Here is a 23,975-nt window from a genome sequence, read left to right as displayed (position 1 = left end):
TGCTCAGTTAAAAACGGGATTGCGTGCTGCCAGGCGTCGAGCGGGCAACAAAGTGCCCCGGCCCCACGTTCTGCAACTGCACGCGCTGCATCGACTCGCCGCGTTTGCGGATATTGCTGGGCATATCATCAGATAACAACACACGCTGCGCGTGACGATGCGCAGGATCGGCGACGGGAACCGCCGACATCAACTTGCGCGTATAAGGATGCTGTGGGTTTTCAAAAACCGCACGCCGCGGACCAATTTCGACAATTTGCCCGAGATACATCACCGCAACCCGGTGGCTTATCCGCTCCACCACCGCCATATCATGAGAAATAAACAGAAACGCGATCCCCAGCTCTCGCTGTAAATCGAGTAATAAATTAATGATTTGCGCACGGATCGACACATCCAGCGCCGACACGGACTCATCCGCTACCACTACGCGCGGGTTCAGCGCTAACGCGCGCGCAATGCAGATGCGCTGACGCTGCCCGCCGGAAAACTCATGCGGATAACGCCACGCATGTTCTGGCTTCAGCCCGACCCTTTCCAGCAACCACTCAACCCGCTGCCGCCCCTCTGCTTCGCCCAGCAGGTTATGTACGCGCAGCGGTTCGATAATCGAATCGCCCACCGTCTGGCGTGGATCAAGCGAGGCGTAAGGATCCTGAAAAATAAACTGGATATCCCGCCGTATCAGCTGCAACTTGTTGGCCGGTAGGGTATCTATGCGTTCGCCATTAAAAGTAATCGCACCGCTCTGGTTCTCCACCAGCCGCAGCAGCGCGCGACCAATGGTGGATTTGCCACTGCCGGACTCCCCCACCAGCGACAGCGTTTCGCCTGGCCACAAATCAAAACTGACCCCTTCCACAGCATGCACTTCGCGGGTGATACGGTTGAGGATCCCCGTGCGTAACGGAAAGCGGGCGACCAAATCACGCACCTGCAAAATGGGTTCGCCCGGCACCACCGTATCCTGCTCGGTTTCCGCCTCCTGGCGCAGCGGATCTTTGGGGGAAATCAGCGGAAAACGGCGCGGCAGCGAACTGCCATTCATCGCTCCCAGTTTGGGCACGGCGGCCAGCAGCGCTTTGGTATAGGGGTGTTGCGGGTCGCGGAAAACCTGCGCCACGCTGCCGGTTTCCACGGCTTCCCCCTGGTTCATCACCAGCACACGATCGGCAATGTCCGCCACCACGCCCATATCATGGGTAATAAAAATGACGCCCATTGCCATCTCTTTTTGCAAAACGGCAATCAGTTGCAGGATCTGCGCCTGAATGGTGACATCCAGCGCGGTGGTCGGTTCATCCGCAATCAATACTGCCGGCCTGCACGATAGCGCCATTGCAATCATGACGCGCTGGCGCATGCCGCCGGAAAGCTGGTGCGGAAAACGCGATAAGATCGATTCAGATTCAGGAATACGCACCAGATCCAGCATCCGCCGCGCCTCAATGAGCGCATCTTCACGTCCCAGTTTCTGATGCAGGCGGATGGATTCCGCAATTTGTTCGCCGACGGTAAAGACCGGGTTAAGCGAGGTCATCGGCTCCTGAAAGATCATGGCAATGTCGGCACCACGCACGCCGCGCATTTGCGAGGACGAGAGCGTGGTTAAATCCACTTTCTGCCGGTTGCGGCGCGTCAGATACATATGATCGCAACTGACTTCCCCACCGGATTGCTCAATCAGGCGCAGCAGGGACAGCGCCGTGACGGATTTGCCGGAACCGGACTCCCCCACGATCGCCAGCGTTTCGCCCCGTTTCAGTGAAAAAGAGAGATGACGTACCGCCGGGGTGACCTGTTTCTCATCGCGAAAGCCGATCGCTAAATTGCTGACCTCAAGCACAACATCCGCTTCTGATTCTGACCCTTGCGACACCCCACACTCCTTATTCACGATAAATGCCGACGCTTGGCGCATCCCCGGCGTAACCCCAGGCACGATACATCCCTTCACTGTTGAACGGCAATGCCACATTGCCTTCACGATCAATGGCAATCACCCCGCCGCTACCGCCCAGCGCCGGTAACTTTTCCATCACCACTGCCTCAGCGGCCTCATGCAGACTCAGCCCGCCGTAATCCATCAGTGCCGCGATGTCATACGCTGCCAGCGCACGAATGAAGACCTCGCCCGTCCCTGTGCATGACACCGCCACGCTGGCGTTATTGGCATAACACCCGGCACCGGGTAACGGGCTATCGCCCACACGCCCCGGCAGTTTGTTGGTCATACCGCCGGTGGAGGTCGCGGCTGCAAGGTTTCCCTGCTTATCCAGCGCAACGGCACCCACCGTACCGAATTTTTTGCTCTCATCCAGCGGCGCAGAACCGTGGTCGAGTACGGTGTGCCCGGCATCGCGCGCTTCAAGAAGTTGCTGAAAACGCGCCTGGGTGGAAAACAGCCCCGGCGCGACCGGTTCCATGCCGTGCGCGAAAGCAAACTGCTCGGCGCCTTCGCCTATCATCAACACATGAGGGCTGTGTTCCATCACCAGTCGCGCCGCCAGCACCGGGTTACGTAAGCGGCTCACCCCCGCCACCGCGCCCGCGTTTAACGTCACGCCGTCCATCACACAGGCGTCCAGCTCGTGGGTTTCATCACGGGTGAAAACGGCACCAATACCGGCGTTAAACAGTGGGCACTCTTCCAGCAGCCGTACCGCTTCTGTCACCACATCCACCGCGCTTTCGCCCGCTTCCAGCATCCGTTGCCCGGTTTCAACAATGGAAGAGAGCACCTGTGCATAGCGCTGCTCTTTTTCCGGGCTCATCTGCGCGCGGCTGATTGCACCCGCCCCACCGTGTATTGCGATCACCGCTTTAACCATGTTTTTCGCCCGGGTTACTTTGTTTGCGAAGATTTCTGAATATAGGAAGTCGTTACAACGATGTAAAGAGACGTGACTACAATGGGGTAAACGTAAGGCATTCAGGCATGGGCGCTTTTCTGCCATAATGGCGGCTTCAACGCGTTGTGCAGGATATCAATATGGAATCATCAAATGGCCTGATCTCCCTCGAGACGGCACTGTCACAAATGTTGTCACGCATTTCTCCGCTGACCGACAGCGAAACACTGCCGCTGTCGGCCTGTTTTGGCCGCGTGGTGGCGCAGGATATTACCTCTCCCCTGAATGTACCGGGTTTTGATAACTCGGCCATGGACGGTTACGCCGTACGACTGGCGGATCTGCAAAATGGCGCGGTGTTGCCCGTTGCCGGGAAAGCCTTTGCCGGGCAGCCGTTCGATGGCGTCTGGCCGGCGGGCACCTGCGTGCGCATTATGACGGGCGCGCCAATTCCCGCTGGCTGCAATGCCGTGGTTATGCAGGAGCAGACCGAAGAGACAGATGCCGGCGTCCGTTTTACCGCTGAAGTACGTGAAAACCAGAACATTCGCCGGGCGGGTGAAGATATTCAGCAAGGCGCCAGCGTCTTCCCTGCCGGTACCCGTCTGACTGCCGCCGAACTGCCAGTGCTGGCGTCGCTCGGCATTGCCGACATCCCGGTGCTGCGTAAAGTGCGCGTAGCGCTGTTCTCCACCGGTGACGAGTTGCAACTGCCAGGGAACCCGCTGGAAGAGGGGCAAATTTACGATACCAACCGTTTAACTGTGCACCTGATGCTGGCGCAACTGGGCTACGAGGTAATTAACCTTGGTATTATCCCGGATGACCCGCAAAAACTGCGCGACACCTTTATTGCAGCCGACAGCCAGGCCGATGTGGTGATCAGTTCCGGCGGTGTATCGGTTGGTGAAGCGGACTACACCAAAACAATCCTTGATGAGCTCGGTGAAATCGCCTTCTGGAAGCTGGCCATTAAACCCGGAAAACCCTTTGCATTTGGCAAACTGGCGCACAGTTGGTTCTGCGGCCTGCCGGGTAACCCGGTTTCCGCCGCGCTCACCTTCTACCAGTTGGTGCAGCCGTTGCTGGCCAAACTGAGCGGCAATATCGCGCCCGCGCAGCCCTTGCGTTTTCGCGCCCGAGTGGCTGGCCGCCTGAAAAAGACCCCGGGTCGTCTCGACTTTCAGCGCGGCGTACTCAGCCGGGGCGAAGACGGTACGCTGGAAGTACGCACTACGGGTCACCAGGGCTCGCATATTTTCAGCTCGTTTGGTCAGGGCAACTGCTTTGTCGTGCTGGAGCGCGAACGCGGGAATGTTGAAGATGGCGAGTGGGTAGACGTCGAGATGTTTAATCATCTCTTCGGAGGCTAACGATGGTCGAAGAACTCAGCGACGCCGAGATGATGCGTTACAACCGGCAGATTATTCTGCGCGGTTTTGATTTTGACGGTCAGGAGCGGTTAAAAGCCGCTCGCGTAATGGTGGTCGGCCTGGGAGGACTCGGCTGCGCCGCCGCGCAATATCTGGCGGCTGCGGGCACAGGCCAGATGACGCTGCTGGACTTCGACACCGTCGCCCTCTCCAATCTGCAGCGCCAGACCCTGCACAGCGATGCAGGGATCGGCATGGCCAAAGTGGATTCCGCCCGCACGTCGCTCCAGCGCATTAACCCACATGTGCAGTTTACCTCCCTTAATGCGCTACTGGATGAAACGGCACTGTTTGCGCAGATTGCCGCCCACGACCTGGTACTGGACTGTACCGATAACGTCGCTATTCGTAACCAGCTTAACGCGGGCTGTTTCCGACATAAAACGCCGCTGGTTTCCGGCGCGGCAATTCGTATGGAGGGGCAGATCAGCGTCTTTACCTGGGGTGAAAACGAACCCTGCTACCGCTGCCTGAGCCGCCTGTTTGGTGAAAACGCCCTCACCTGTGTGGAAGCCGGCGTAATGGCGCCGCTGGTCGGCGTGATTGGTTCATTACAAGCGATGGAAGCCATTAAGGTATTAACCCACTACGGTACCCCTGCGGCGGGGAAAATCGTGATGTACGATGCGATGGCCTGCCAGTTTCGCGACATGAAGCTGCTGCGCAATCCCGCCTGTGAGGTGTGCGGCGGTTAAGGTTTCCGTGCCGGATGGCGAGCTCTTTTATCGGGCCCCATCCGGTAACCGGCCCACAATGTGACCTTCTCCATACTTTAGGAACCCTGCTGCGCTATATCGCGGTGAGTTGATTTTCATCAAGCAAACTTTCATTCGAAAGTAATTTAATCTTCATACGCAAGATGGAGATGATGATGATTTTCAATATTCAGCGTTATTCCACTCACGATGGCCCCGGCATTCGCACCGTCGTGTTTATGAAAGGCTGCTCACTGGGCTGCCGCTGGTGCCAAAACCCGGAAAGCCGCGCACGGGCGCGGGATCTGCTGTTCGATCCGCGGCTCTGCCTGGCCGGGTGCGAATTGTGCCAGACGGCGGCGCCAGACGTGATCAGCCGGGCGCTGAATGATCTCCTGATTCACCGGGAAAAACTGACTGAGCGCACGCTGGATATTCTGACCCACTGCTGCCCAACGCATGCGTTGAGCGTCTGTGGCGAACAGAGGTCCGTAGAAGAGATCACCGCAACGGTGCTGCGCGACAAAGCCTTTTACGATCGCAGCGGCGGCGGACTTACCCTCTCCGGCGGCGAACCGTTTATGCAGCCTGAACTGGCGCAAGCCCTGTTGCAAGCCAGCCACCAGCAGGGCATCCATACGGCAGTGGAAACCTGTCTGCATGTGCCCTGGCGCTATATTGAACCTTCATTGCCCTTTATTGACCTGTTCCTCGCGGATTTAAAACATGTGGATGAGGCGGTTTTCCGCCAGTGGACTGACGGTAGCGCCAGGCGAGTACTCGATAATCTGCAACGCCTGGCGCAAACGGGGAAGCAGATCGTTATCCGCGTGCCGCTGATCCCCGGTTTCAATGCCGATAAAACTGCGATCCAGGCCATTACCGACTTTGCCGCGCAGACGCTAAAAGTCCGCGAGATCCACTTTTTGCCGTATCACACGCTGGGCATCAATAAGTATCACTTGCTTGGCGAACCCTACACCGCCCCTGACAAGCCGCTCGATGCGCCCGCCCTGCTGGCCTTTGCCAAAGAATATGCCTGCAGCCACGGGCTGAGCGTGACATTACGAGGATAAGAGTATGACGACGCTGCAACTGAACACACTCACTGACCGCATTAAGGCGCACAAAACGGCGCTGGTGCACATTGTTAAGCCGCCGGTGTGTACCGAACGCGCGAGCCATTACACGCAGATTTACCAGCAAAACATGGATAAACCGATCCCGGTACGCCGGGCGCTGGCGTTGGCCCATCACCTTGCGCAGCGCACCATTTGGATTAAACATGATGAACTGATTATCGGTAATCAGGCCAGTGAAGTCCGCGCCGCGCCGATCTTTCCGGAATATACCGTTTCGTGGATTGAAAAAGAGATCGACGACCTGGCGGATCGTCCTGGTGCCGGCTTTGCCGTCAGCGACGAAAATAAACGCGTTCTGCATGACATTTGTCCGTGGTGGCGCGGCCAGACGGTGCAGGATCGCTGCTATGGCATGTTTACCGATGAGCAAAAAGCGCTGCTGGAAACCGGCATCATTAAAGCAGAAGGCAACATGACCTCTGGCGATGCGCATCTTGCGGTCAACTTCCCGCTGTTGCTGGAACAGGGGCTTGATGGTCTGCGTCGGAAAGTCGCGGCGCGGCGCGCACGCATTAACCTGACGGTACTGGCGGATCTGCACGGCGAGCAGTTCCTGAAAGCGACAGACATCGTGCTGGAAGCGGTCACTCTGCATATTGCGCGCTTTGCAGAACTGGCGCGTACCATGGCGAATGAAGAGACGCGCCAGCAGCGGCGTAACGAGTTGCTGGCGATGGCGGAAAACTGCCAGATCATTGCGCATGAGCCGCCGAAAACATTCTGGCAGGCATTGCAGTTGTGTTACTTCATCCAGTTGATACTGCAAATAGAATCCAACGGCCATTCCGTCTCGTTTGGCCGCATGGATCAATATCTTTATCCTTATTATCGCCGCGATGTGGAGTTGCAGCAGACGTTGCAACGGGAAGAGGCCATTGAGCTGTTGCACAGCTGCTGGCTGAAACTGCTGGAGGTGAACAAAATCCGTTCCGGTTCGCACTCCAAAGCCTCCGCGGGCAGCCCGCTCTATCAGAATGTGACCATCGGCGGCCAGTTGTGGCATAACGGTGACGCGCAGGATGCAGTCAACCCGCTCTCTTACGCCATTCTCGAGTCTTGCGGTCGCCTGCGCTCCACGCAACCGAACCTCAGCGTGCGCTACCACGCGGGAATGAGCAATGACTTCCTCGACGCCTGCGTGCAAGTGATCCGCTGCGGTTTCGGCATGCCCGCATTCAATAACGATGAAATCGTGATCCCTGAATTTATCAAACTCGGTATTGAACCGGCGGACGCGTATGACTACGCAGCGATTGGCTGTATTGAAACCGCGGTCGGCGGTAAGTGGGGCTACCGCTGCACCGGTATGAGCTTTATCAACTTCGCACGCGTGATGCTGGCAGCGCTGGAAGGGGGCCGCGACGCCACCAGCGGCAAGGTGTTTCTGCCGCAAGATCATGCGTTGTCGGCGGGTAATTTCCAGGCGTTCGACGAGGTAATGGAGGACTGGGATCGACAGATCCGCTATTTCACGCGCAAATCGATTGAGATTGAGTATGTCGTCGACACCATGCTGGAAGAGAACGTGCCGGATATTCTTTGCTCCACACTGGTGGATGACTGTATTGAGCGGGCCAAAAGCATTAAGCAAGGCGGGGCAAAATATGACTGGGTGTCGGGTTTACAGGTCGGTATTGCTAACCTCGGCAACAGCCTGGCCGCGGTAAAAAAACTGGTCTTCGAGCAGGGCATAATCGGGCAACAACAGCTGGCACAGGCGCTGAAAGAGGACTTCGATGGTCTTGCGCACGAACAACTACGCCAGCGGCTGGTGAACAGCGCGCCAAAATATGGCAATGACGACGACAGTGTCGATACTCTGTTGGTGCGCGCGTATCAAACCTATATCGACGAACTGCAGCAGTACCACAATCCCCGTTATGGTCGCGGCCCGATTGGCGGCAAGTATTACGCCGGGACGTCGTCCATCTCTGCTAACGTGCCGTTTGGCGCCGCCACGATGGCGACACCGGACGGGCGCAAAGCCAAAACGCCGCTGGCGGAAGGGGCAAGCCCGGCGTCCGGCACCGATCATCTCGGGCCCACAGCGGTGATGAGTTCGGTCGGTAAACTGCCGGTAGCGGCGATCCTCGGAGGCGTGCTGCTCAATCAAAAACTCAACCCCGCCACGCTGTGCAATGACAGCGACAGACAGAAACTGATGGCCTTACTGCGCACCTTTTTTGAGGTGCATAAAGGCTGGCATATTCAGTACAACATTGTTTCCCGCGAGACGTTGATAGCGGCGAAACAACACCCGGATCAGTATCGTGACCTGGTGGTGCGTGTCGCCGGATATTCCGCCTTCTTTACGGCTCTGTCGCCGGATGCCCAGGACGACATTATTGCCCGCACCGAACACACATTGTGACTTTCCCCCTCCCCCGGCGTTGCGCGTTGCCGGGGTGAGGGAGCCATTTTCCCTCGCCTTTACAGGATGGGGCCTGGGTAAACACAACAGCCACGTTGCCCCCTGCCCCGCCCATTTTTTCGCCACTTACTTTCATTCGAAATAAATTTGTGCATCGGCTCACATTATCTCTAGAATGTTACTCGTCGCAGTAATAACCAGGAGCCAGGTATGACCGTCAAAGTTATCGTCACGGATATGGACGGAACTTTCCTTGATGACGCCAAGCAGTACGATCGCTCACGCTTTATGGCGCAATTCAAACAACTTCAGCAGCGTGGCATAGAGTTTGTGGTCGCCAGCGGCAACCAGTATTACCAGTTGATCTCCTTCTTCCCGGAGCTGAAAGAGACTATTTCCTTCGTCGCCGAAAACGGCGCGCTGGTCTACGAGCATGGTCAACAATTGTTCCACGGCGAACTGACGCGTCACGAAGCGCAGGTGGTAATGGGCGAGTTGCTGAAAGACAGCAGCCTCAACTTTGTCGCCTGTGGTCTGGAAAGCGCCTACGTCAGTGAAAACGCCCCGGCAGAATTTGTCGATTTGATGGCGAAGCACTACTACCGTTTAAAACCGGTGCGTGATTTTCAGCAGATTGACGACACGCTGTTTAAGTTTTCGCTGAATTTGCCAGACAGCGACATCCCACAACTTATTGATGCGCTGCACGTTTCGCTCGACGGCATTATGAAGCCGGTGACCAGCGGCTTTGGCTTTGTGGATTTAATTATCCCTGGCCTGCATAAAGCAAATGGTATCAGCCGGCTGCTTAAACGCTGGCAGGTTTCGCCGCAGCAGTGCGTCACCATTGGCGACAGCGGTAATGATGCAGAAATGCTGCGCATGACCGACTTCTCCTTTGCCATGGGCAATGCCGGTGATGCGATCAAAGCGATTGCCCATCACCAGACCGATGACAACAATCATCAGGGGGCGCTGAATGTGATCCAGGCCGTGCTTGATAACACGGCCCCCTTCAACCGCTGATCTTCTGCCGGAGCGCCTGCTCCGGCCTTTCTCTTCTTGCCTTCTCTCTTCTTGCTTTCTCCCTTCCTGCTTTCTCCCTTCTTCTCTCTTCGTTTTCCGCTTTGTGCTCTTCATCAAGTTTTTAAACTTGCATTAACTTATTTTTAACTTAGATTATCGTATGCAATACATATTACTTTCGAATGAAAGAAAGAGAGGTACACATGGCTTTTACCCATGAGACGCTGCCCGCCGATCCTGCGGCGGCCATCCGTCAGATGAAGCAGGTTCTGCGCGCGCAGATAGGCGATGTGCAGGCTGTCTTTGACGGCCTGAGCGCGAAGATTGCCGCTCGCGTCGCGGAAATCAACGCCTTGAAGGCACAAGGCGAGTCAGTCTGGCCGCAAATTCCGTTTGCGGACATTGCTGCTGGCCAGGTCACCGACGCACAGCGCGCGCAGATCAAACGGCGCGGCTGTGTGGTCATCAAACAACATTTTCCGCGAGAACAGGCGCTGGGCTGGGATCGCGCCATGCTGGATTATCTCGACCAGAATCGTTTTGATGAGGTTTACAAAGGGCCGGGCGACAGTTTCTTCGGCACGCTGGAGGCCTCCCGCCCGGAAATCTACCCAATTTACTGGTCACAGGCGCAAATGCAGGCACGCCAGAGCAGTGAAATGGCGGCGGCACAATCCTTCCTGAACCGCTTGTGGCATTTCGACAGTAAGGGGCAACAGTGTTTCGATCCGGATGTCAGCGTGATCTACCCGGATCGCATTCGCCGCCGTCCGCCTGGCACCACCTCTAAAGGCCTTGGCGCACATACGGATTCCGGAGCGCTGGAGCGCTGGCTGCTGCCAGCCTATCAACGCGTCTTTGCGCAGGTCTTTAACGGTAAACCCGAAGAGTACGATCCGTGGGATGCTGCCCACCGCACCGAAGTCGAAGAATACACCGTCGACAACACGACCAAGTGTTCGGTATTCCGTACTTTCCAGGGCTGGACGGCGCTGTCGGATATGATCCCCGGCCAGGGGCTACTTCATGTGGTGCCGATCCCGGAGGCGATGGCCTGGATCCTGTTGCGCCCATTGCTGGATGATGTACCGGAAGATGAACTCTGTGGCGTTGCGCCAGGGCGAGTATTACCGGTTTCGGAACGCTGGCACCCGCTGTTGATGGAAGCACTGAGTAGCATTCCGCCGCTGGAAGCCGGTGATTCTGTGTGGTGGCATTGCGATGTGGTTCACTCCGTTGCCGCTGTAAATAATCAGCAAGGCTGGGGCAACGTGATGTACATTCCTGCCGCGCCGCTTTGCGAGAAAAACCTCGCCTATGCGCGCAAAGTAAAAGTGGCGCTGGAGCAAGGGGCATCGCCCGGGGATTTCCCGCGCGAGAACTACGAAAGCGACTGGTCAGGCCGCTTTACGCTGAACGACCTGAACATTCACGGTAAGCGCGCGCTGGGGATAGAGGTTTAAACGTCGTACAGCCCTTCATGTTCGACGGCGGTACGTTGCCTGCCGGGACGTATCCGCCGTACCGATTCGCGTACAGTAAGCAGGCCGTTAAGCAGTAAAGAGCCACATGGCGACTGCGGGCGAATCAACCGCTGCTGTAACAGATGCACGGCTTCTACGCCCAGCTCGTCTCGCGGTACGTGAACTGCGGTGAGCGGCACATCCTGGATTGCCGCCAGGTTAAACGCATCAATACTCATGACCGACACATCCTGCGGGACGCGAAGCCCACGCTGCTGTAATGCGCGCATTGTCCCTTCCGCCATGAAGTCGCCGCCCACCAGAAAGGCGGTAGGCGGTGTTTTGTGTGCTGGATCGTCAAGCCATTCCCCCACGCGCTGCTCAGCCTCTTTGGCGCTAAAACTGGGAACGGTGATCAGATCCCGTTTACTGTTAAAGCGCAGATTGAACTGTTGCCAGGCTTCTTTAATGCCCGCCAGGCGTAAATCCATGGTGTAACGGCGCAGACACATCACGTTCACCACGTCCCGGTGCCCCATATCAAAGAGGTAACGCGCCGCAAATTCACCAATGGTGCGGTGATCCGGCGCAATAGACGGCAATCGCATGCGTCCGTCGCGGCAGTTAATCAGTACACAAGGTTTGCCAATGTCAGCCGCCAGTTCATGAATATGCGGATCATCAATCCCCAGCAGGATCGCCGCCTGGGTTTCCGGCGCATTCATTTTGGCGAGGAATTCATTGGCATCGCTGTCGAGTTCCTCCAGCGCGCAATAACGCAGACGAACCTCGTGCGGATCCAGCGCTTTATTGATGTTCTGGATCACCCGGTAATAGAAAATGTCCGAGCGTTCATCAAAAGCGCGTTGCGGGGCAAAAACAATCAGATTATTGAGCAGCAACCGCCCGGCGGCTATCCCGTCCATTACGCCCAGTTCACGGGCGCACTCCAGTACCGCAGTTCTGGCTTTTTCACTGGTGTTGGCCTTCCCGGCAAGCACGCGCGAAACGGTGCTGGTCGACAGGTTCGTGCGGCGCGCAATTTCGCTGATTTTGAGCTTTTTATCCATTCTGTGATCTCGCTCCATTTCCATAATGGGAAAATTTTCATGAGACAGAAAGCCTGTTATTCATGGAGTGATAATGATTTTGCCGGATGTGTTGCGCTATTTATGAGAATCCTTGCACAAAATCCGCTATGGCGCGCGATTATTCTCCCCTACCGTAAATGTGTCGTACAACTTCCATACTAGTTGTATGCATGATGGCAGCAAAATTAAACATAAATCATCACGCGAACCAATCCGGTATAACACGTTACCGATGGCGCGCTTCGACTTCCCTACAAGAAGATGTGCGGAGATAAGAATGAGCCAGGGGATTAATAATGAAATGGCGGCAACAAAAAGCCGTCGGATAGTCAAAAAATTACGCTGGTGGATGCTGGTGCTGTTTTTATTCGGCGTAACGGTGAACTACATCACCCGTAACTCGCTGGGTATTCTGGCACCGGAACTGAAAACAAGCCTTGGGATCACAACAGAACAATATTCCTGGATTGTCGGCGCCTTCCAGCTGGCCTATACCCTTTTCCAGCCGCTGTGTGGCTGGCTGATTGACGTGATTGGCCTGAAGGTCGGCTTTATGGTGTGCGCCATAATTTGGGCGCTGGCCTGTATCTTCCACGCGGGTGCGGGTAACTGGCTGCACCTGGCGATTTTGCGTTTCACCATGGGCGCGTCGGAAGCGGCAGCCACCCCGGCGAATGCTAAAACCATTGGCGAATGGTTCCCGAAATCTGAACGTCCGGTTGCCGCAGGCTGGGCCGGTGTTGGCTTCTCCATTGGTGCGATGCTGGCACCGCCGATCATCTACTTTGCTCACGCCTCGTTTGGCTGGCAGGGCGCCTTTATGTTCACCGGCGTGCTGGCGCTGGTGTGGGTGGTGCTGTGGTGGGCGTTTTATCACAATCCGGAGAAACACCCGAATCTGAGCAAAGATGAACTGGCGTTTATTCAACAGGATAATGAGCCCCCTGCCGTCAAGCTGCCCTTTTTAACGGCACTGAAAACCGTGTCGAAAAACAAACGATTTTACGGTATTGCCCTTCCGGCGTTTATGGCGGAACCGGCGTGGGCCGTGCTCAGCTTCTGGGTGCCGCTGTACCTGGCAAAAGAACACGGTATGGACCTGAAACAGATCGCCATGTTCGCCTGGCTTCCCTTCCTTGCTGCCGATCTCGGCAGCGTAGCCAGTGGTTACCTCACCAAACTCTATACCCGCTGGTTTGGCTGCTCCCGCGTCAACTCCGTGGTGGCCAGTTCGGTTACTGGCGCGTTCCTGATGATTTCTTTAGCTATTGTCGCCCTCACCCGCGATCCGTACATCACCATTGTGCTGATTTCGATTGGCGGTTTCGGTCATCAGATCATCTCCTGCATGCTGAGCGCGCTGGTGGTGGAATCGTTCGATAAAGGTCAGATGGCGACCGTCAACGGTATGCGTGGCTCGGCGGCCTGGATCGCCAGCTTCCTCTTCTCACTGTTGATTGGCGTCACCGCCGACAAAATTGGTTTTAATCCGTTGTTTATTGCCATGGGTTTCTTTGACCTGATTGGCGCTATTTTCCTGGTGGCATTTATTGCTGAACGTCGCGCGAAACGCGCATGATTGTGGATGTCTGATATGAAAACCCTGAAGAACTGGACGTTACAAAAGCAGGCCGATCACCATGTTGAACTGTTGGTGGACGGGCAACACACCCTGTGCCTGTATGTGCTGGAGGAAAATCTGTTCCGCGTGCTGCTAAAGCGTAAAGGCGAGCTGGCGCTGGACAGAACCTGGAGCATTGCCCCGAAAGATGACGTGCCGTGGGAAGGCCGTGCACGTGAAGAGTTGTCGGGCTTTAGCCTGCCCGCCTGGTCACTGAGCCAGCAGCAAGAAACATTAACGCTACAAAGCGAGCAGTTGCGGGTTACGGTTCATCAGCCGTTATGGCTGGAGTGGCACTACCGTAATGACGCCGGAGAGTGGCAGTGGCTGGCAGGCGATCGCCCAACCAGCGCTTATCTGGTTAATGCCCACGGCGACGGCGTGGCGCACTATCTCAGCCGTAAAAAAGAGGAACGGTTTTACGGGCTCGGTGAAAAGGCGGGCAACCTGCAACGTAACGGCCAGCGTTATGAAATGCGCAACCTGGATGCCATGGGTTATAACGCTGCCAGCACGGATCCGCTGTATAAACATATTCCGTTTACCCTTACCCGTCGCGATGATATCAGCTACGGTCTGTTCTACGATAACCTCAGCAGTTGCTGGCTGGATCTCGGCAACGAGATCGATAATTATCACACCGCGTATCGTCGCTGGCAGGCAGAAGCCGGCGATATTGATTACTACCTGTTTACCGGCGCGCGCGCGCTGGATGTCACCAAAGCGTTTGTGCGTTTGACCGGTAAGACCCTGTTCGGCCCGAAATGGAGCCTGGGTTATAGCGGCTCAACGATGCATTACACCGATGCCCCGGATGCGCAAAACCAGTTAATGAACTTTATTCGCTTGTGCGAAGAGCATGCTATTCCGTGCGACTCGTTCCAGCTCTCTTCCGGCTACACCTCGATCAACGGTAAGCGCTACGTCTTTAACTGGAACTATGACAAAGTCCCGCAGCCGAAAGTAATGACCCAGGCGTTCCACGAGGCCGGACTGAAACTGGCGGCGAATATCAAGCCTTGTCTGTTGCAGGATCACCCACGCTACAGTGAAGTGGCAGAAAAAGGGCTGTTTATTCGCGACTCCGAGGCGGATGCGCCGGAACGCTCAAGCTTCTGGGATGATGAAGGCTCTCACCTCGATTTCACCAACCCGCAGACTATTGCGTGGTGGCAGGAAGGCGTTACCACGCAGCTACTGGAAATGGGCATTGACTCTACCTGGAACGACAATAACGAGTTTGAAGTGTGGGACGGCGAAGCGCGTTGCCAGGGGTTTGGCCGTGACATCGCCATCAAACATATCCGCCCGGTAATGCCGTTACTGATGATGCGCGCCTCAATGGAAGCGCAGCAGCGTTTTGCTCCGCACAAGCGCCCGTATCTGATTTCCCGTTCCGGCTGCGCCGGAATGCAGCGTTATGTGCAGACCTGGAGCGGCGACAACCGTACCAACTGGGATACCCTGCGCTATAACACCCGAATGGGTGTCGGGATGAGCCTGTCGGGTCTTTATAATGTGGGTCACGATGTGGGCGGTTTTTCGGGCGATAAACCAGATGCAGAACTGTTCGTGCGCTGGGTACAAAATGGTGTGATGCACCCGCGTTTCACCATTCACTCATGGAACGATGACCAGACGGTGAACGAACCCTGGATGTACCCGGCTGTCACGCCATCGATCCGCAGCGCCATTGAGTTGCGCTACCGTCTTCTGCCCTATCTGTACACCTTGTTGTGGCAGGCACACGCGGACGACGAACCGATGTTGCGCCCGACCTTCCTTGATCATGAGCACGATGCGCAGACCTTTGAAGAGTGTGATGACTTCCTGCTGGGTCGCGACATATTAGTCGCCAGCGTTGTTGAGCCGGGCCAGCGCGAGCGCCGTGTCTGGCTGCCTGCCAACGATACGGGCTGGTACGATTTTTACAGCGGTAACTGGTATGCGCCCGGTCAGTGGGTGACGCTGGCGGCGCCGCTGGAAACCCTGCCGCTGCTGGTGCGCGCCGGTGCAGGTCTGCCCCTGAGCGAGCGGATCACGCATGTGGACGCAAAAGCAGATAACACCCGCGAATTGCAGCTCTTCCCGGTGAAAGGTTCGGGGCGTTCCAGCGGTATGTTGTTTGAAGATGATGGAGAGTCCTGGGGCTATAAAGAGGGTAATGCACTGTGGCTGACCTGGGAAATGGGCTGCACAGGCAGCACGGTGGATTTACGCGTCGAAACCCGCGGCGACTATCGTCCGGCGTGGAATGCGCTGAAAGTGACGTTGCCGGCAGGGGATAAGCGCCAGTTATTGATTAACGGCGTGGCGGCCACCGAATGGGTGTTCGCGTAAAACAAAAAGCCGGATAGCGTTAAGGCTTATCCGGCTCATCAAACATGCCCACCAATTTACCTAAGTATTTCGCGCTACAGGAAGGCGGCAAGCGCGAGTATCCCCGGGAGCTTACTCACGTAAGTGACCGGGGTACGAGCGCGCAGCCAACACACCTGCGGCGTGAAAAAATGTTTTGCCCGACAGAACCACAGCCAAGCCTTCTCCGGCTCATCAGGCATGCCCACCAATTTACCTAAGTATTTCGCGCCGCAGGAAGGCGGCAAGCGCGAGTATCCCCGGGAGCTTACTCACGTAAGTGACCGGGGTACGAGCGCGCAGCCAACACACCTGCGGCGTGAAAGACGACGGTAAATTTATTCGATGCCCTGACTGCGCAAATAATCTTCATAATTCCCGCTGAAATCCACCACGCGCTGCGGCGTAATTTCAATCACACGGGTTGCCAGCGAGCTGACAAACTCACGGTCGTGAGAAACAAAGATCAGGGTGCCTTGATACATCTCCAGCGCCATGTTCAGCGACTCAATGGATTCCATATCCAGGTGGTTGGTGGGTTCATCCATGACCAGGATATTCGGTTTTTGCATCATCAGCTTACCGAACAGCATCCGGCCCTTTTCGCCCCCGGAGAGCACCTTCGCCGGCTTTTTGATATCGTCCTGGCTGAACAGCAAACGCCCAAGGATGCTGCGCACCGCTTGCTCGTCATCGCCTTCTTGTTTCCACTGGCTCATCCAGTCAAAGACGGTCAAATCGTTGTCGAAATCCTCTGCATGATCCTGCGCGTAATAACCAATCTGCGCGTTTTCGGACCACTTCACTGTACCGCTGTCGGCAGGCAGTTCCCCCACTAGCGTTTTCAGCATTGTGGTTTTACCCACGCCGTTCGCCCCCAGAATGGCAATTTTCTCGCCCACTTCCAGTAACAGGTTGAAGTTTTTAAACAACGGACCGTCATCAAACCCTTTGGTCAGGGCTTCCACTTCCAGCGCGTTACGGAACAGTTTCTTGTCCTGCTCAAAACGGATAAACGGGTTCTGACGGCTGGATGCTTTCACTTCTTCCAGCTTGATCTTATCAATTTGACGGGCGCGAGAAGTGGCCTGGCGCGATTTGGACGCGTTGGCGCTAAAGCGGCTGACAAAAGACTGCAAGTCGGCAATCTGCGCTTTTTTCTTGGCATTATCCGCCAGCAGGCGTTCACGCGCCTGGGTGGCGGCCGTCATGTACTCATCGTAGTTGCCGGGGTAGACACGCAGTTCGCCGTAGTCGAGATCCGCCATGTGGGTGCAGACCATGTTCAGGAAGTGACGGTCGTGCGAAATAATGATCATGGTGCTGTCGCGATCGTTCAGCACCTGCTCCAGCCAGCGGATGGTATCGATGTCCAGGTTGTTGGTCGGTTCATCGAGCAGCAGAATGTCCGGATCAGCAAACAGCGCCTGCGCCAACAACACACGCAATTTCCAGCCGGGAGCCACTTCGCTCATCAGGCCATAGTGTTGTTCAACCGGAATACCGACGCCGAGCAACAGTTCACCGGCGCGGGCTTCAGCTGAGTAGCCATCCATTTCGCCATACTGCACTTCGAGGTCGGCAACTTTGTAGCCATCTTCCTCGCTCATTTCCGCCAGCCCGTAAATGCGGTCGCGCTCCTGCTTCACTTCCCACAGTTCTGCGTGGCCCATGATCACCGTGTCGAGCACGCTGAACTCTTCAAAGGCGAACTGATCCTGACGCAATTTACCAATGCGCTCATTCGGATCGATCGAGACGTTACCGAGCGACGGTTCTAAATCGCCGCCGAGGATTTTCATAAAGGTGGATTTGCCGCTGCCGTTGGCGCCAATCAGGCCGTAACGGTTGCCGCCGCCAAATTTGACGGAAATGTTTTCGAACAGCGGCTTGCTGCCGAACTGCATGGTGACGTTGCTGGTAACTAACACGGAAGTATCCTGAAATATGTGACAAACACCATATTATGCCACAAATCCGAATTAGATTCCTGCCCACTGTCAGCCCGCTAAACTGCAAGCAAAGGGAAAAAAGTGTGATTTCGTACACATCTGAATTCCCTGGACGGTGGAATGCACATATAATGCGCTTCCTGCATTCTCAACCCAACGGCCCGTTTGCCAATAATCTTGCATAAGATGAACATGAAATTAACTACCCTTTTTGCGGCAGCCTTTGCTGTCGTGGGATTTTGCAAAAGCGCGTCTGCTGTTACTTATCCGCTGCCGACTGATGGCAGCCGTGTGATTGGCCAGAACCAGGTCGTGACTATCCCGGAAGGCAATACACAGCCTCTGGAATATTTTGCGGCGGAATACCAGATGGGTCTGTCCAACATGCTGGAAGCAAACCCGGGCATTGATGCCTACCTGCCGAAAGGCGGCACTGTGATGAATGTTCCACAGCAGCTGATCCTGCCGGATACGGTTCACGAAGGGATCGTGATCAACAGTGCGGAGATGCGCCTCTACTATTACCCGAAAGGCACCAACACGGTAATCGTACTGCCGATCGGTATTGGTCAGTTGGGTAAAGATACGCCGATTGCCTGGACCACCAAAGTCGAACGTAAAAAAGCTGGCCCGACCTGGACCCCAACCGCCAAAATGCATGCGGAATATGTTGCAATGGGTCAACCGCTGCCGCCTGTCGTGCCGGCCGGCCCGGATAACCCGATGGGTCTGTACGCGCTCTATATCGGCCGTCTGTACGCAATCCACGGTACCAATGCGAACTTCGGTATCGGCCTGCGCGTAAGCCACGGCTGCGTGCGTCTGCGTAATGATGACATCAAGTTCCTGTTCGAAAACGTACCGGTCGGCACGCGCGTGCAGTTTATTGACGAGCCGGTAAAAGCGACCACCGAACCGGATGGCAGCCGCTATATCGAAGTGCATAATCCCCTGTCGACTACCGAAGCCCAGTTCACAGGTGGTGAGATTGTGCCGATTGCGCTGACCAAAGCGGTGCAGACGGTGACTAACCAGCCAGATGTCGATGCCAATATCGTCGATCAGGCGGTACAGAACCGTTCCGGTATGCCGGTACGTTTGAACTAAGTAACATTTTCCTGCCCGGTAGCATGACGCTCACAGGGCAGTGTTAACCGGTCTGCACACCTCGCAGGCCGGTTAACGCCTCGCCATTCGCCAACTATCCCCCGTTATTAACCACGATAACTCCGCCATGATCGTAGCGGTAGTGGCAATGCGCGTACTCAAGCGGCGTGCCGTCTTCCAGATAGATCACTTGTTCCACTTCCAATACCGGATCGGTGTCATCGCAGTTGAGATAGCGTTTGTCTTCCGTACCCGGCTTTAGCGCACGCACGATGCGATACGATCCCATGATCTTCAGCGCCAGCTCTTCCTGCACATAACGAAAGACGGAGCTTTCAAGATGCCCACGATTCAGCCCAGGCACCAGGCTGACCGGCATCAGGGTAAACTCCAGCGACACCGGTTCACCTTCCAGTAAACGCAAGCGATTGAAGTCATAGACGGGTTCGTCTGGCCCCACCAGCAGCGAAGCCTGCTCTTTTTCCGTCGGGAAACGCAACTCAAAGCGAATGATTTTACTGGTCACTTCGCCAACATTTTCCCAGGTTTTGGTCGCGCCAAAGTAATCGCTGCCCGGTAGATCCCAGCGCGAGTGTTGGAGAAAATTTTTGCGAATAAACGTGCCCTGCCCCTGGCGGGTATAGACCAGCCCTTCGACAATGAGCTGGCGCATCGCCTGCTGGATGGTCATCCGGCTGGAGGCAAACTCGGCGGCCAGCGCAAACTGATCGGGCAACGGTGCATTGGCTGCGTACTGCTGGCTCAGGATCCGCCGCTTAATTTCCCGCGCTATTGTGATATATTTCGCCGCCATCGCCCTTCCTCTGGTTTATTCGTCTATCCCATTGTTTCTTAAGGCCACCCTCTCAGAAATTTTGAGGAAAGGCAGGTAGAAGAATACACCAAAGAGGATGATCAGCAACTGTACCACCACTGCCCGCCAGTCCCCTGCCGTTGCCAGCCAGGCACTGAGGATTGGCGGCGTGGTCCAGGGGATCATCACCACACAACGAGACATCCAGCCCAGCGTAGTACAGAGCCACGCAAACCAGATCCCCAGCGCCGGAAGCAGCACAAAGGGGATCATCAACGGCAGGTTAAAGACTATCGGTAAACCAAAAATCACCGGCTCATTAATGTTGAACAAACCCGGTGAGATGGCGAGGCGAGCGACCTGCTTCGACGATTTCTGCCGGGCAAAAATAAAGATCGCCAACAGTAACGACAGAGTACTGCCAGTGCCGCCAATCATGCCGAACGTGGGCACAAAAATGCTGTTAATGATGTGCGGGATCGGCTGACCGTTGGCAAACGCCAGCATGTTCTCGTTGGTGTTAATCAATAAGAAGGGTTCAAGGATCACCCCGTTGACCACCGTCTGGTGGATACCCAGCGTAAACAAGAAGTTACCAAAGCTGTAAATAAACAACGTACCCGGCAAACTGGTATTAATTTGCCGCAACGGTTGTTGGATCAGCGTGGTGATCAGGTGGATCAAATCAGTGTGCAGAAAGTTAGACAGGAGCGCCGCAATAATCGCGAACACAGACAAGGTAATGATAGTTGGGATCAACGCCGAGAACGATTTTCCCACCGCTGACGGGACATTATCTCCCAGTGATATTTCGAATCGCTTCACGCTGGCGACACGGATAAACAACTCCGTGGAGAGCAGGCCGATGATAACCCCGGCGAAAATCCCGGTCGTGCCAATGTTAATAAAGGAGAGCATCTGGCTGACCGTCACGGTGGTTTTGCCGCCTGCCGGCACAACCTCCAGTTGCATGGGCATCATCATAATAAAGCTGCTCAGCGCAATGACCACCGCTGAAACCGGATTATCGAAATTCTTATTGCGCGCCAGCGACCATGCGGTCATGGGGGCAATCAACAACGCGGCAATATTCAACGTGCCGTTGATCACCACTTCACCCCATACCTTAAAGCGCGCCAGCGTTTCCCCTTCCAAAACCCAGGGGAAAATCACGTTATTGATCAGCACTGCCAGCCCGGCAAGAATAAAAATCGGCATCACGGCGGCGAACGCGTCGCGCAGAGAACGCAAATGCACCTGATTCGCCAGACGGGCGGAGAAATCAACAAACTTATCGACAAACGACTGCATATTGGGCGTGATTTTCGTACCAGACATCGTGATGCCTCCCTCAATCCGTCACGTTTACATGTCGCGGCCGTTGCTGCGGATCACCTGTTGCAGCCAGCGGTAGCTCTTTTTCGGTACACGTTGCATATCTTTCAGGTCATGATTGTCGCGGTTGACATACACCACGCCGTAGCGTTTACGCATGTCCCCCTGCGAGCTAAGAATGTCAATCAAGCCCCAGCCGAGATAGCCCAGAACCTGTGCACCATCCTCGAAAATGGCTTCCTGCATCGCTTGCAGGTGATCGCGGTGGTATGCAATCCGGTAGTCGTCATTGATCGGGTTAACGCCATCCCACTCTTCAATCACACCAATGCCGTTCTCAATCGGGAACACCGGCAAGCGCCAGTCGTTGTAATAACGGGTGATGATGGCGCGAAAACCCAGCGGATCGATTTGCCATCCCCATTCAGTGGCTTGCAGCCAGGGGTTAGCTTTATCGCCCTGTTCCAGGTAGTAATTAACCGGCGTGCCCGGCGCAATAGCGTCGCTATCCAGCGTTTTGCTGGCGTAATAGCTGAAGGCCATAAAATCATTCTTCATGCGCGCTATTTGCCGCAAATCTTCATCGCAATAGATATCGCGGAAACCTTCTCTGTCGACCACGGCCAGCACTTCCGGGCTGTAGCCCTGCCCGGCAAACACCCGCAGCAGGTTCTGATTGAGGAATTCGTCATATTGCGTGGCGCAGAACACATCGCGCGGTTTGCAGGTCGCCGGGTAGACCAGTTGATGGGCCAGCATACCGCCCATCAATTTCCCCGGTTGCGTATCATGCAAATAATGGGTGAGTAGCACGTGTGACATCATCACATGGTGCTGAATTTGGTACAGCTCGCGTAGCGTTTTCTCGCCCTGTAAATAGCCGCCGACCTGAAACGCCCCCGGCATATGGTAGATATTCTGCTCGTTAAAGGTGAGCCAGTACTTCACCCGGCTGCCGAAGCAGTCGATCATCTTTTTGCCATAGCGTACGAAGGCATCCTGCACATGACGGTCGACAAAACCGTTATATTGCTGTGCCAGTGCCAGCGGCATATCGAAATGATAAAGGCAGATCATGGGCTCAATGCCGCGCGCCAACAATTCGTCGACAAAGCGGTCGTAAAACGCGATCCCTTCCTCATTGAACTCGCCGTCCCCCTGTGGACAAACCCGACTCCACGAAATCTGGAAGCGGTAACAATTCATGCCCAGATCCTGCATAAGGTCGAAATCTTCCTGGTAACGGTGATACGAATCCGTGGCAACTTTCCAGTCGGAGGCAAACTCACTGGCTTCGCGAATATCGTAGACCGACATCCCTTTACCACCCTCGTTCCATGCGCCCTCCGTTTGCATGCTGGAAACGGAATTTCCCCATAAAAAGCCGGTCGGTAACGTTTTGTTCATCACTTTTCTCCATGACTAGTCATTTCATACATATGACTAGTCATATAGACAAAGGCGAAAAAGTGGGCAAAAAAGTCAGTGCGTTTTTGTGACGGTTTTCGAAGATTAATGGGTGAGCAGCTTCGCCTGAACCGGCCTGAGAAGAGAAAAGATGGTGTGCCGTATTACCCGGCACACCGAGCGACAGAAGAATTAGCGTGACTGCTGTTGCAACTGATGACGACGGTACTCGCCCTGACGCTCCAGCATCCACCCTGGGTATTCACGCGGCAGAGCACTCACCGCATCCAGTTGCTGCAACTCGTCGTCCGTCAGATGAATAGCGGTCGAAGCTATGTTGTCATCAAGCTGAGACTCGCGTTTCGCGCCAATAATCACACTGCTGACCACCGGCTGGTGCAGCAGCCAGGCCAGCGCAATTTGTGCCACCGAAACGCCTTTGCTGTCTGCAATCACGCGCATTACATCCACACAGTCGAATGCCCGTTCTTTATTCACCGGCGGGAAATCAAACGTCAGCCGACGCGCCCCCGCTTCGCCCTGCCCGTCGCGGCTGTATTTACCGCTCAGCAAGCCACCTGCCAGCGGGCTCCAGACCATTAACCCTACGCCTTCACTTTGCAACATTGGCACCAGTTCGCGTTCCAGATCGCGCCCGGCGATAGTGTAATAAGCCTGTAGCGAGGCAAACCGCGCCAGTCCAAGGCGCTCCGAAATGCCCAATGCTTTGGTGATTTGCCACGCCGCCCAGTTCGATACGCCGATGTAGCGCACATGACCGTGCTGAACCAGGTTATCCAACGCGGCAAGCGTCTCTTCCATTGGCGTCGCGGGATCAAAACCGTGTAACTGAAAGAGATCGATATGATCCAGCTGCATCCGCCGCAGGCTCTCTTTCACGCTATGAATAATGTGGTAGCGGGAACTCCCGCGCGAATTGACCCCGGCAGTGCCGGTTTCGCCAAACGCTTTGGTGGCAATCACCACGTTTTCACGCGGGATTTTCAGGTTTTTCAGCGCCTGGCCGGTCATCTCTTCCGAGCGCCCGTTGGCGTAAACGTTGGCAGTATCAATAAAGTTGATGCCTGCATCCAGCGCTCGCCCCAGCAGGGTGTCGACCTCTGTCTGCTGTAGCTGGCCAATCTGGCCCCACATGCCCTCTTCACCGCCAAACGTCATGGTGCCGAGGCATAATTCAGAAACAAACAGTCCGGTATTGCCCAGTTTTTTGTAGCGCATGTTGGCGTCTCCTTAATCGGTTTCGTTGACGCAGACAGTTATACGCAATCCTCCCGAGGCGCGAATGTG

At 55.5% G+C, this 23,975-nt stretch carries 17 protein-coding genes; 9 read left to right on the top strand and 8 right to left on the bottom strand.

Going from position 1 to position 23,975, the window contains the following annotated elements; genetic code table 11:
- Window positions 1–7: 7 nt before the first annotated feature.
- Both gsiA and iaaA read right to left on the bottom strand, forming a co-directional pair.
- Window positions 8–1,921, bottom strand: a complete 1,914-nt coding sequence (gene gsiA, locus RTX30_RS07270; protein WP_312688451.1) for a glutathione ABC transporter ATP-binding protein GsiA — start codon at window positions 1,919–1,921, stop codon at window positions 8–10.
- Entirely contained in the window at window positions 1,890–2,831 is a 942-nt protein-coding gene (gene iaaA / locus RTX30_RS07265; protein WP_312688450.1) for a beta-aspartyl-peptidase, read from the bottom strand. Before iaaA ends, gsiA begins: the two co-directional genes overlap by 32 nt.
- A 161-nt stretch (window positions 2,832–2,992) precedes the next feature.
- Here iaaA and moeA point away from each other — a divergent pair, with 161 nt between their 5' ends.
- The 6 genes from moeA to RTX30_RS07235 all read left to right on the top strand — a co-directional run bounded on the left by moeA (window position 2,993) and on the right by RTX30_RS07235 (window position 10,982).
- Complete coding sequence (moeA, locus tag RTX30_RS07260; protein WP_312688449.1) at window positions 2,993–4,225, top strand: molybdopterin molybdotransferase MoeA; 1,233 nt, start codon at window positions 2,993–2,995, stop codon at window positions 4,223–4,225.
- A 2-nt stretch (window positions 4,226–4,227) separates the two neighbouring features.
- Entirely contained in the window at window positions 4,228–4,980 is a 753-nt protein-coding gene (moeB, locus tag RTX30_RS07255; protein WP_312688448.1) for a molybdopterin-synthase adenylyltransferase MoeB, read from the top strand.
- Window positions 4,981–5,156: 176 nt separating this feature from the next.
- Complete coding sequence (locus RTX30_RS07250; protein WP_312688742.1) at window positions 5,157–6,056, top strand: glycyl-radical enzyme activating protein; 900 nt, start codon at window positions 5,157–5,159, stop codon at window positions 6,054–6,056.
- A 4-nt stretch (window positions 6,057–6,060) separates the two neighbouring features.
- Window positions 6,061–8,493 carry a formate C-acetyltransferase/glycerol dehydratase family glycyl radical enzyme gene (locus RTX30_RS07245; protein WP_312688446.1) on the top strand — a complete coding sequence of 811 codons (2,433 nt, stop codon included), beginning with the start codon at window positions 6,061–6,063 and terminating at the stop codon, window positions 8,491–8,493.
- Between the two features lie 210 nt (window positions 8,494–8,703).
- Window positions 8,704–9,519 (top strand): Cof-type HAD-IIB family hydrolase, encoded by an 816-nt coding sequence (locus RTX30_RS07240; protein ID WP_312688444.1) that lies wholly within the window; start codon window positions 8,704–8,706, stop codon window positions 9,517–9,519.
- A gap of 203 nt (window positions 9,520–9,722) precedes the next feature.
- The gene (locus tag RTX30_RS07235; protein WP_409429806.1) at window positions 9,723–10,982 is read left to right on the top strand and encodes a DUF1479 domain-containing protein; all 1,260 of its coding nucleotides are present in this window, start codon (window positions 9,723–9,725) and stop codon (window positions 10,980–10,982) included.
- On the opposite strand, the gene RTX30_RS07230 is transcribed toward RTX30_RS07235, so the two are convergent.
- On the bottom strand, window positions 10,979–12,052 hold the full coding sequence (locus RTX30_RS07230) for a LacI family DNA-binding transcriptional regulator (RefSeq protein WP_312688440.1): 1,074 nt from the start codon (window positions 12,050–12,052) through the stop codon (window positions 10,979–10,981). The two genes, RTX30_RS07235 and RTX30_RS07230, sit on opposite strands and share 4 nt — an antisense overlap.
- Before the next feature lie 298 nt (window positions 12,053–12,350).
- Between RTX30_RS07230 and RTX30_RS07225 the strand changes: the two genes are divergently transcribed.
- Entirely contained in the window at window positions 12,351–13,652 is a 1,302-nt protein-coding gene (locus RTX30_RS07225; protein WP_312688438.1) for an MFS transporter, read from the top strand.
- Window positions 13,653–13,667: 15 nt separating this feature from the next.
- Complete coding sequence (locus RTX30_RS07220; RefSeq protein WP_312688436.1) at window positions 13,668–16,034, top strand: glycoside hydrolase family 31 protein; 2,367 nt, start codon at window positions 13,668–13,670, stop codon at window positions 16,032–16,034.
- Between the two features lie 356 nt (window positions 16,035–16,390).
- Here RTX30_RS07220 and RTX30_RS07215 read toward each other — a convergent pair whose 3' ends face one another.
- Window positions 16,391–17,983 (bottom strand): ABC-F family ATPase, encoded by a 1,593-nt coding sequence (locus RTX30_RS07215; protein ID WP_312688435.1) that lies wholly within the window; start codon window positions 17,981–17,983, stop codon window positions 16,391–16,393.
- 207 nt (window positions 17,984–18,190) lie between these two features.
- Here RTX30_RS07215 and ldtB point away from each other — a divergent pair, with 207 nt between their 5' ends.
- Complete coding sequence (ldtB, locus tag RTX30_RS07210) at window positions 18,191–19,111, top strand: L,D-transpeptidase (RefSeq protein WP_312688433.1); 921 nt, start codon at window positions 18,191–18,193, stop codon at window positions 19,109–19,111.
- A 94-nt stretch (window positions 19,112–19,205) separates the two neighbouring features.
- Here ldtB and RTX30_RS07205 read toward each other — a convergent pair whose 3' ends face one another.
- From RTX30_RS07205 to RTX30_RS07190, 4 genes are all read right to left on the bottom strand, one after another.
- Window positions 19,206–19,925: a GntR family transcriptional regulator gene (locus RTX30_RS07205; protein WP_312688432.1), complete on the bottom strand. Its 720-nt coding sequence runs from the start codon at window positions 19,923–19,925 to the stop codon at window positions 19,206–19,208.
- A 15-nt stretch (window positions 19,926–19,940) separates the two neighbouring features.
- Window positions 19,941–21,263 carry a PTS transporter subunit EIIC gene (locus RTX30_RS07200; protein WP_312688430.1) on the bottom strand — a complete coding sequence of 441 codons (1,323 nt, stop codon included), beginning with the start codon at window positions 21,261–21,263 and terminating at the stop codon, window positions 19,941–19,943.
- A 27-nt stretch (window positions 21,264–21,290) separates the two neighbouring features.
- Entirely contained in the window at window positions 21,291–22,667 is a 1,377-nt protein-coding gene (locus RTX30_RS07195; protein WP_312688428.1) for a glycoside hydrolase family 1 protein, read from the bottom strand.
- A gap of 192 nt (window positions 22,668–22,859) precedes the next feature.
- Window positions 22,860–23,906: an aldo/keto reductase gene (locus RTX30_RS07190; protein ID WP_312688426.1), complete on the bottom strand. Its 1,047-nt coding sequence runs from the start codon at window positions 23,904–23,906 to the stop codon at window positions 22,860–22,862.
- Window positions 23,907–23,975: the final 69 nt, after the last annotated feature.

The organism is Kosakonia sp. (assembly GCF_032052965.1).
In the GTDB taxonomy this organism is placed as follows: Bacteria; Pseudomonadota; Gammaproteobacteria; order Enterobacterales; family Enterobacteriaceae; genus Kosakonia.
The sequence above is the reverse complement of the archived record's forward strand: the minus strand, read 5'-3'. Positions and strand labels throughout refer to the sequence as shown.

What these genes read in the sequence shown, in the direction of transcription:
- moeA (WP_312688449.1), top strand. Translation starts at nt 2,993, where the DNA reads ATGGAATCATCAAATGGCCTGATCTCCCTCGAGACGGCACTGTCACAA.
- RTX30_RS07225 (WP_312688438.1), top strand. Translation starts at nt 12,351, where the DNA reads ATGAGCCAGGGGATTAATAATGAAATGGCGGCAACAAAAAGCCGTCGG.
- RTX30_RS07250 (WP_312688742.1), top strand. Translation starts at nt 5,157, where the DNA reads ATGATTTTCAATATTCAGCGTTATTCCACTCACGATGGCCCCGGCATT.
- RTX30_RS07220 (WP_312688436.1), top strand. Translation starts at nt 13,668, where the DNA reads ATGAAAACCCTGAAGAACTGGACGTTACAAAAGCAGGCCGATCACCAT.
- iaaA (WP_312688450.1), bottom strand. Translation starts at nt 2,831, where the DNA reads ATGGTTAAAGCGGTGATCGCAATACACGGTGGGGCGGGTGCAATCAGC.
- RTX30_RS07240 (WP_312688444.1), top strand. Translation starts at nt 8,704, where the DNA reads ATGACCGTCAAAGTTATCGTCACGGATATGGACGGAACTTTCCTTGAT.
- RTX30_RS07235 (WP_409429806.1), top strand. Translation starts at nt 9,723, where the DNA reads ATGGCTTTTACCCATGAGACGCTGCCCGCCGATCCTGCGGCGGCCATC.
- RTX30_RS07195 (WP_312688428.1), bottom strand. Translation starts at nt 22,667, where the DNA reads ATGAACAAAACGTTACCGACCGGCTTTTTATGGGGAAATTCCGTTTCC.
- RTX30_RS07190 (WP_312688426.1), bottom strand. Translation starts at nt 23,906, where the DNA reads ATGCGCTACAAAAAACTGGGCAATACCGGACTGTTTGTTTCTGAATTA.
- gsiA (WP_312688451.1), bottom strand. Translation starts at nt 1,921, where the DNA reads ATGCGCCAAGCGTCGGCATTTATCGTGAATAAGGAGTGTGGGGTGTCG.
- RTX30_RS07245 (WP_312688446.1), top strand. Translation starts at nt 6,061, where the DNA reads ATGACGACGCTGCAACTGAACACACTCACTGACCGCATTAAGGCGCAC.
- RTX30_RS07230 (WP_312688440.1), bottom strand. Translation starts at nt 12,052, where the DNA reads ATGGATAAAAAGCTCAAAATCAGCGAAATTGCGCGCCGCACGAACCTG.
- RTX30_RS07200 (WP_312688430.1), bottom strand. Translation starts at nt 21,263, where the DNA reads ATGTCTGGTACGAAAATCACGCCCAATATGCAGTCGTTTGTCGATAAG.
- ldtB (WP_312688433.1), top strand. Translation starts at nt 18,191, where the DNA reads ATGAACATGAAATTAACTACCCTTTTTGCGGCAGCCTTTGCTGTCGTG.
- moeB (WP_312688448.1), top strand. Translation starts at nt 4,228, where the DNA reads ATGGTCGAAGAACTCAGCGACGCCGAGATGATGCGTTACAACCGGCAG.
- RTX30_RS07205 (WP_312688432.1), bottom strand. Translation starts at nt 19,925, where the DNA reads ATGGCGGCGAAATATATCACAATAGCGCGGGAAATTAAGCGGCGGATC.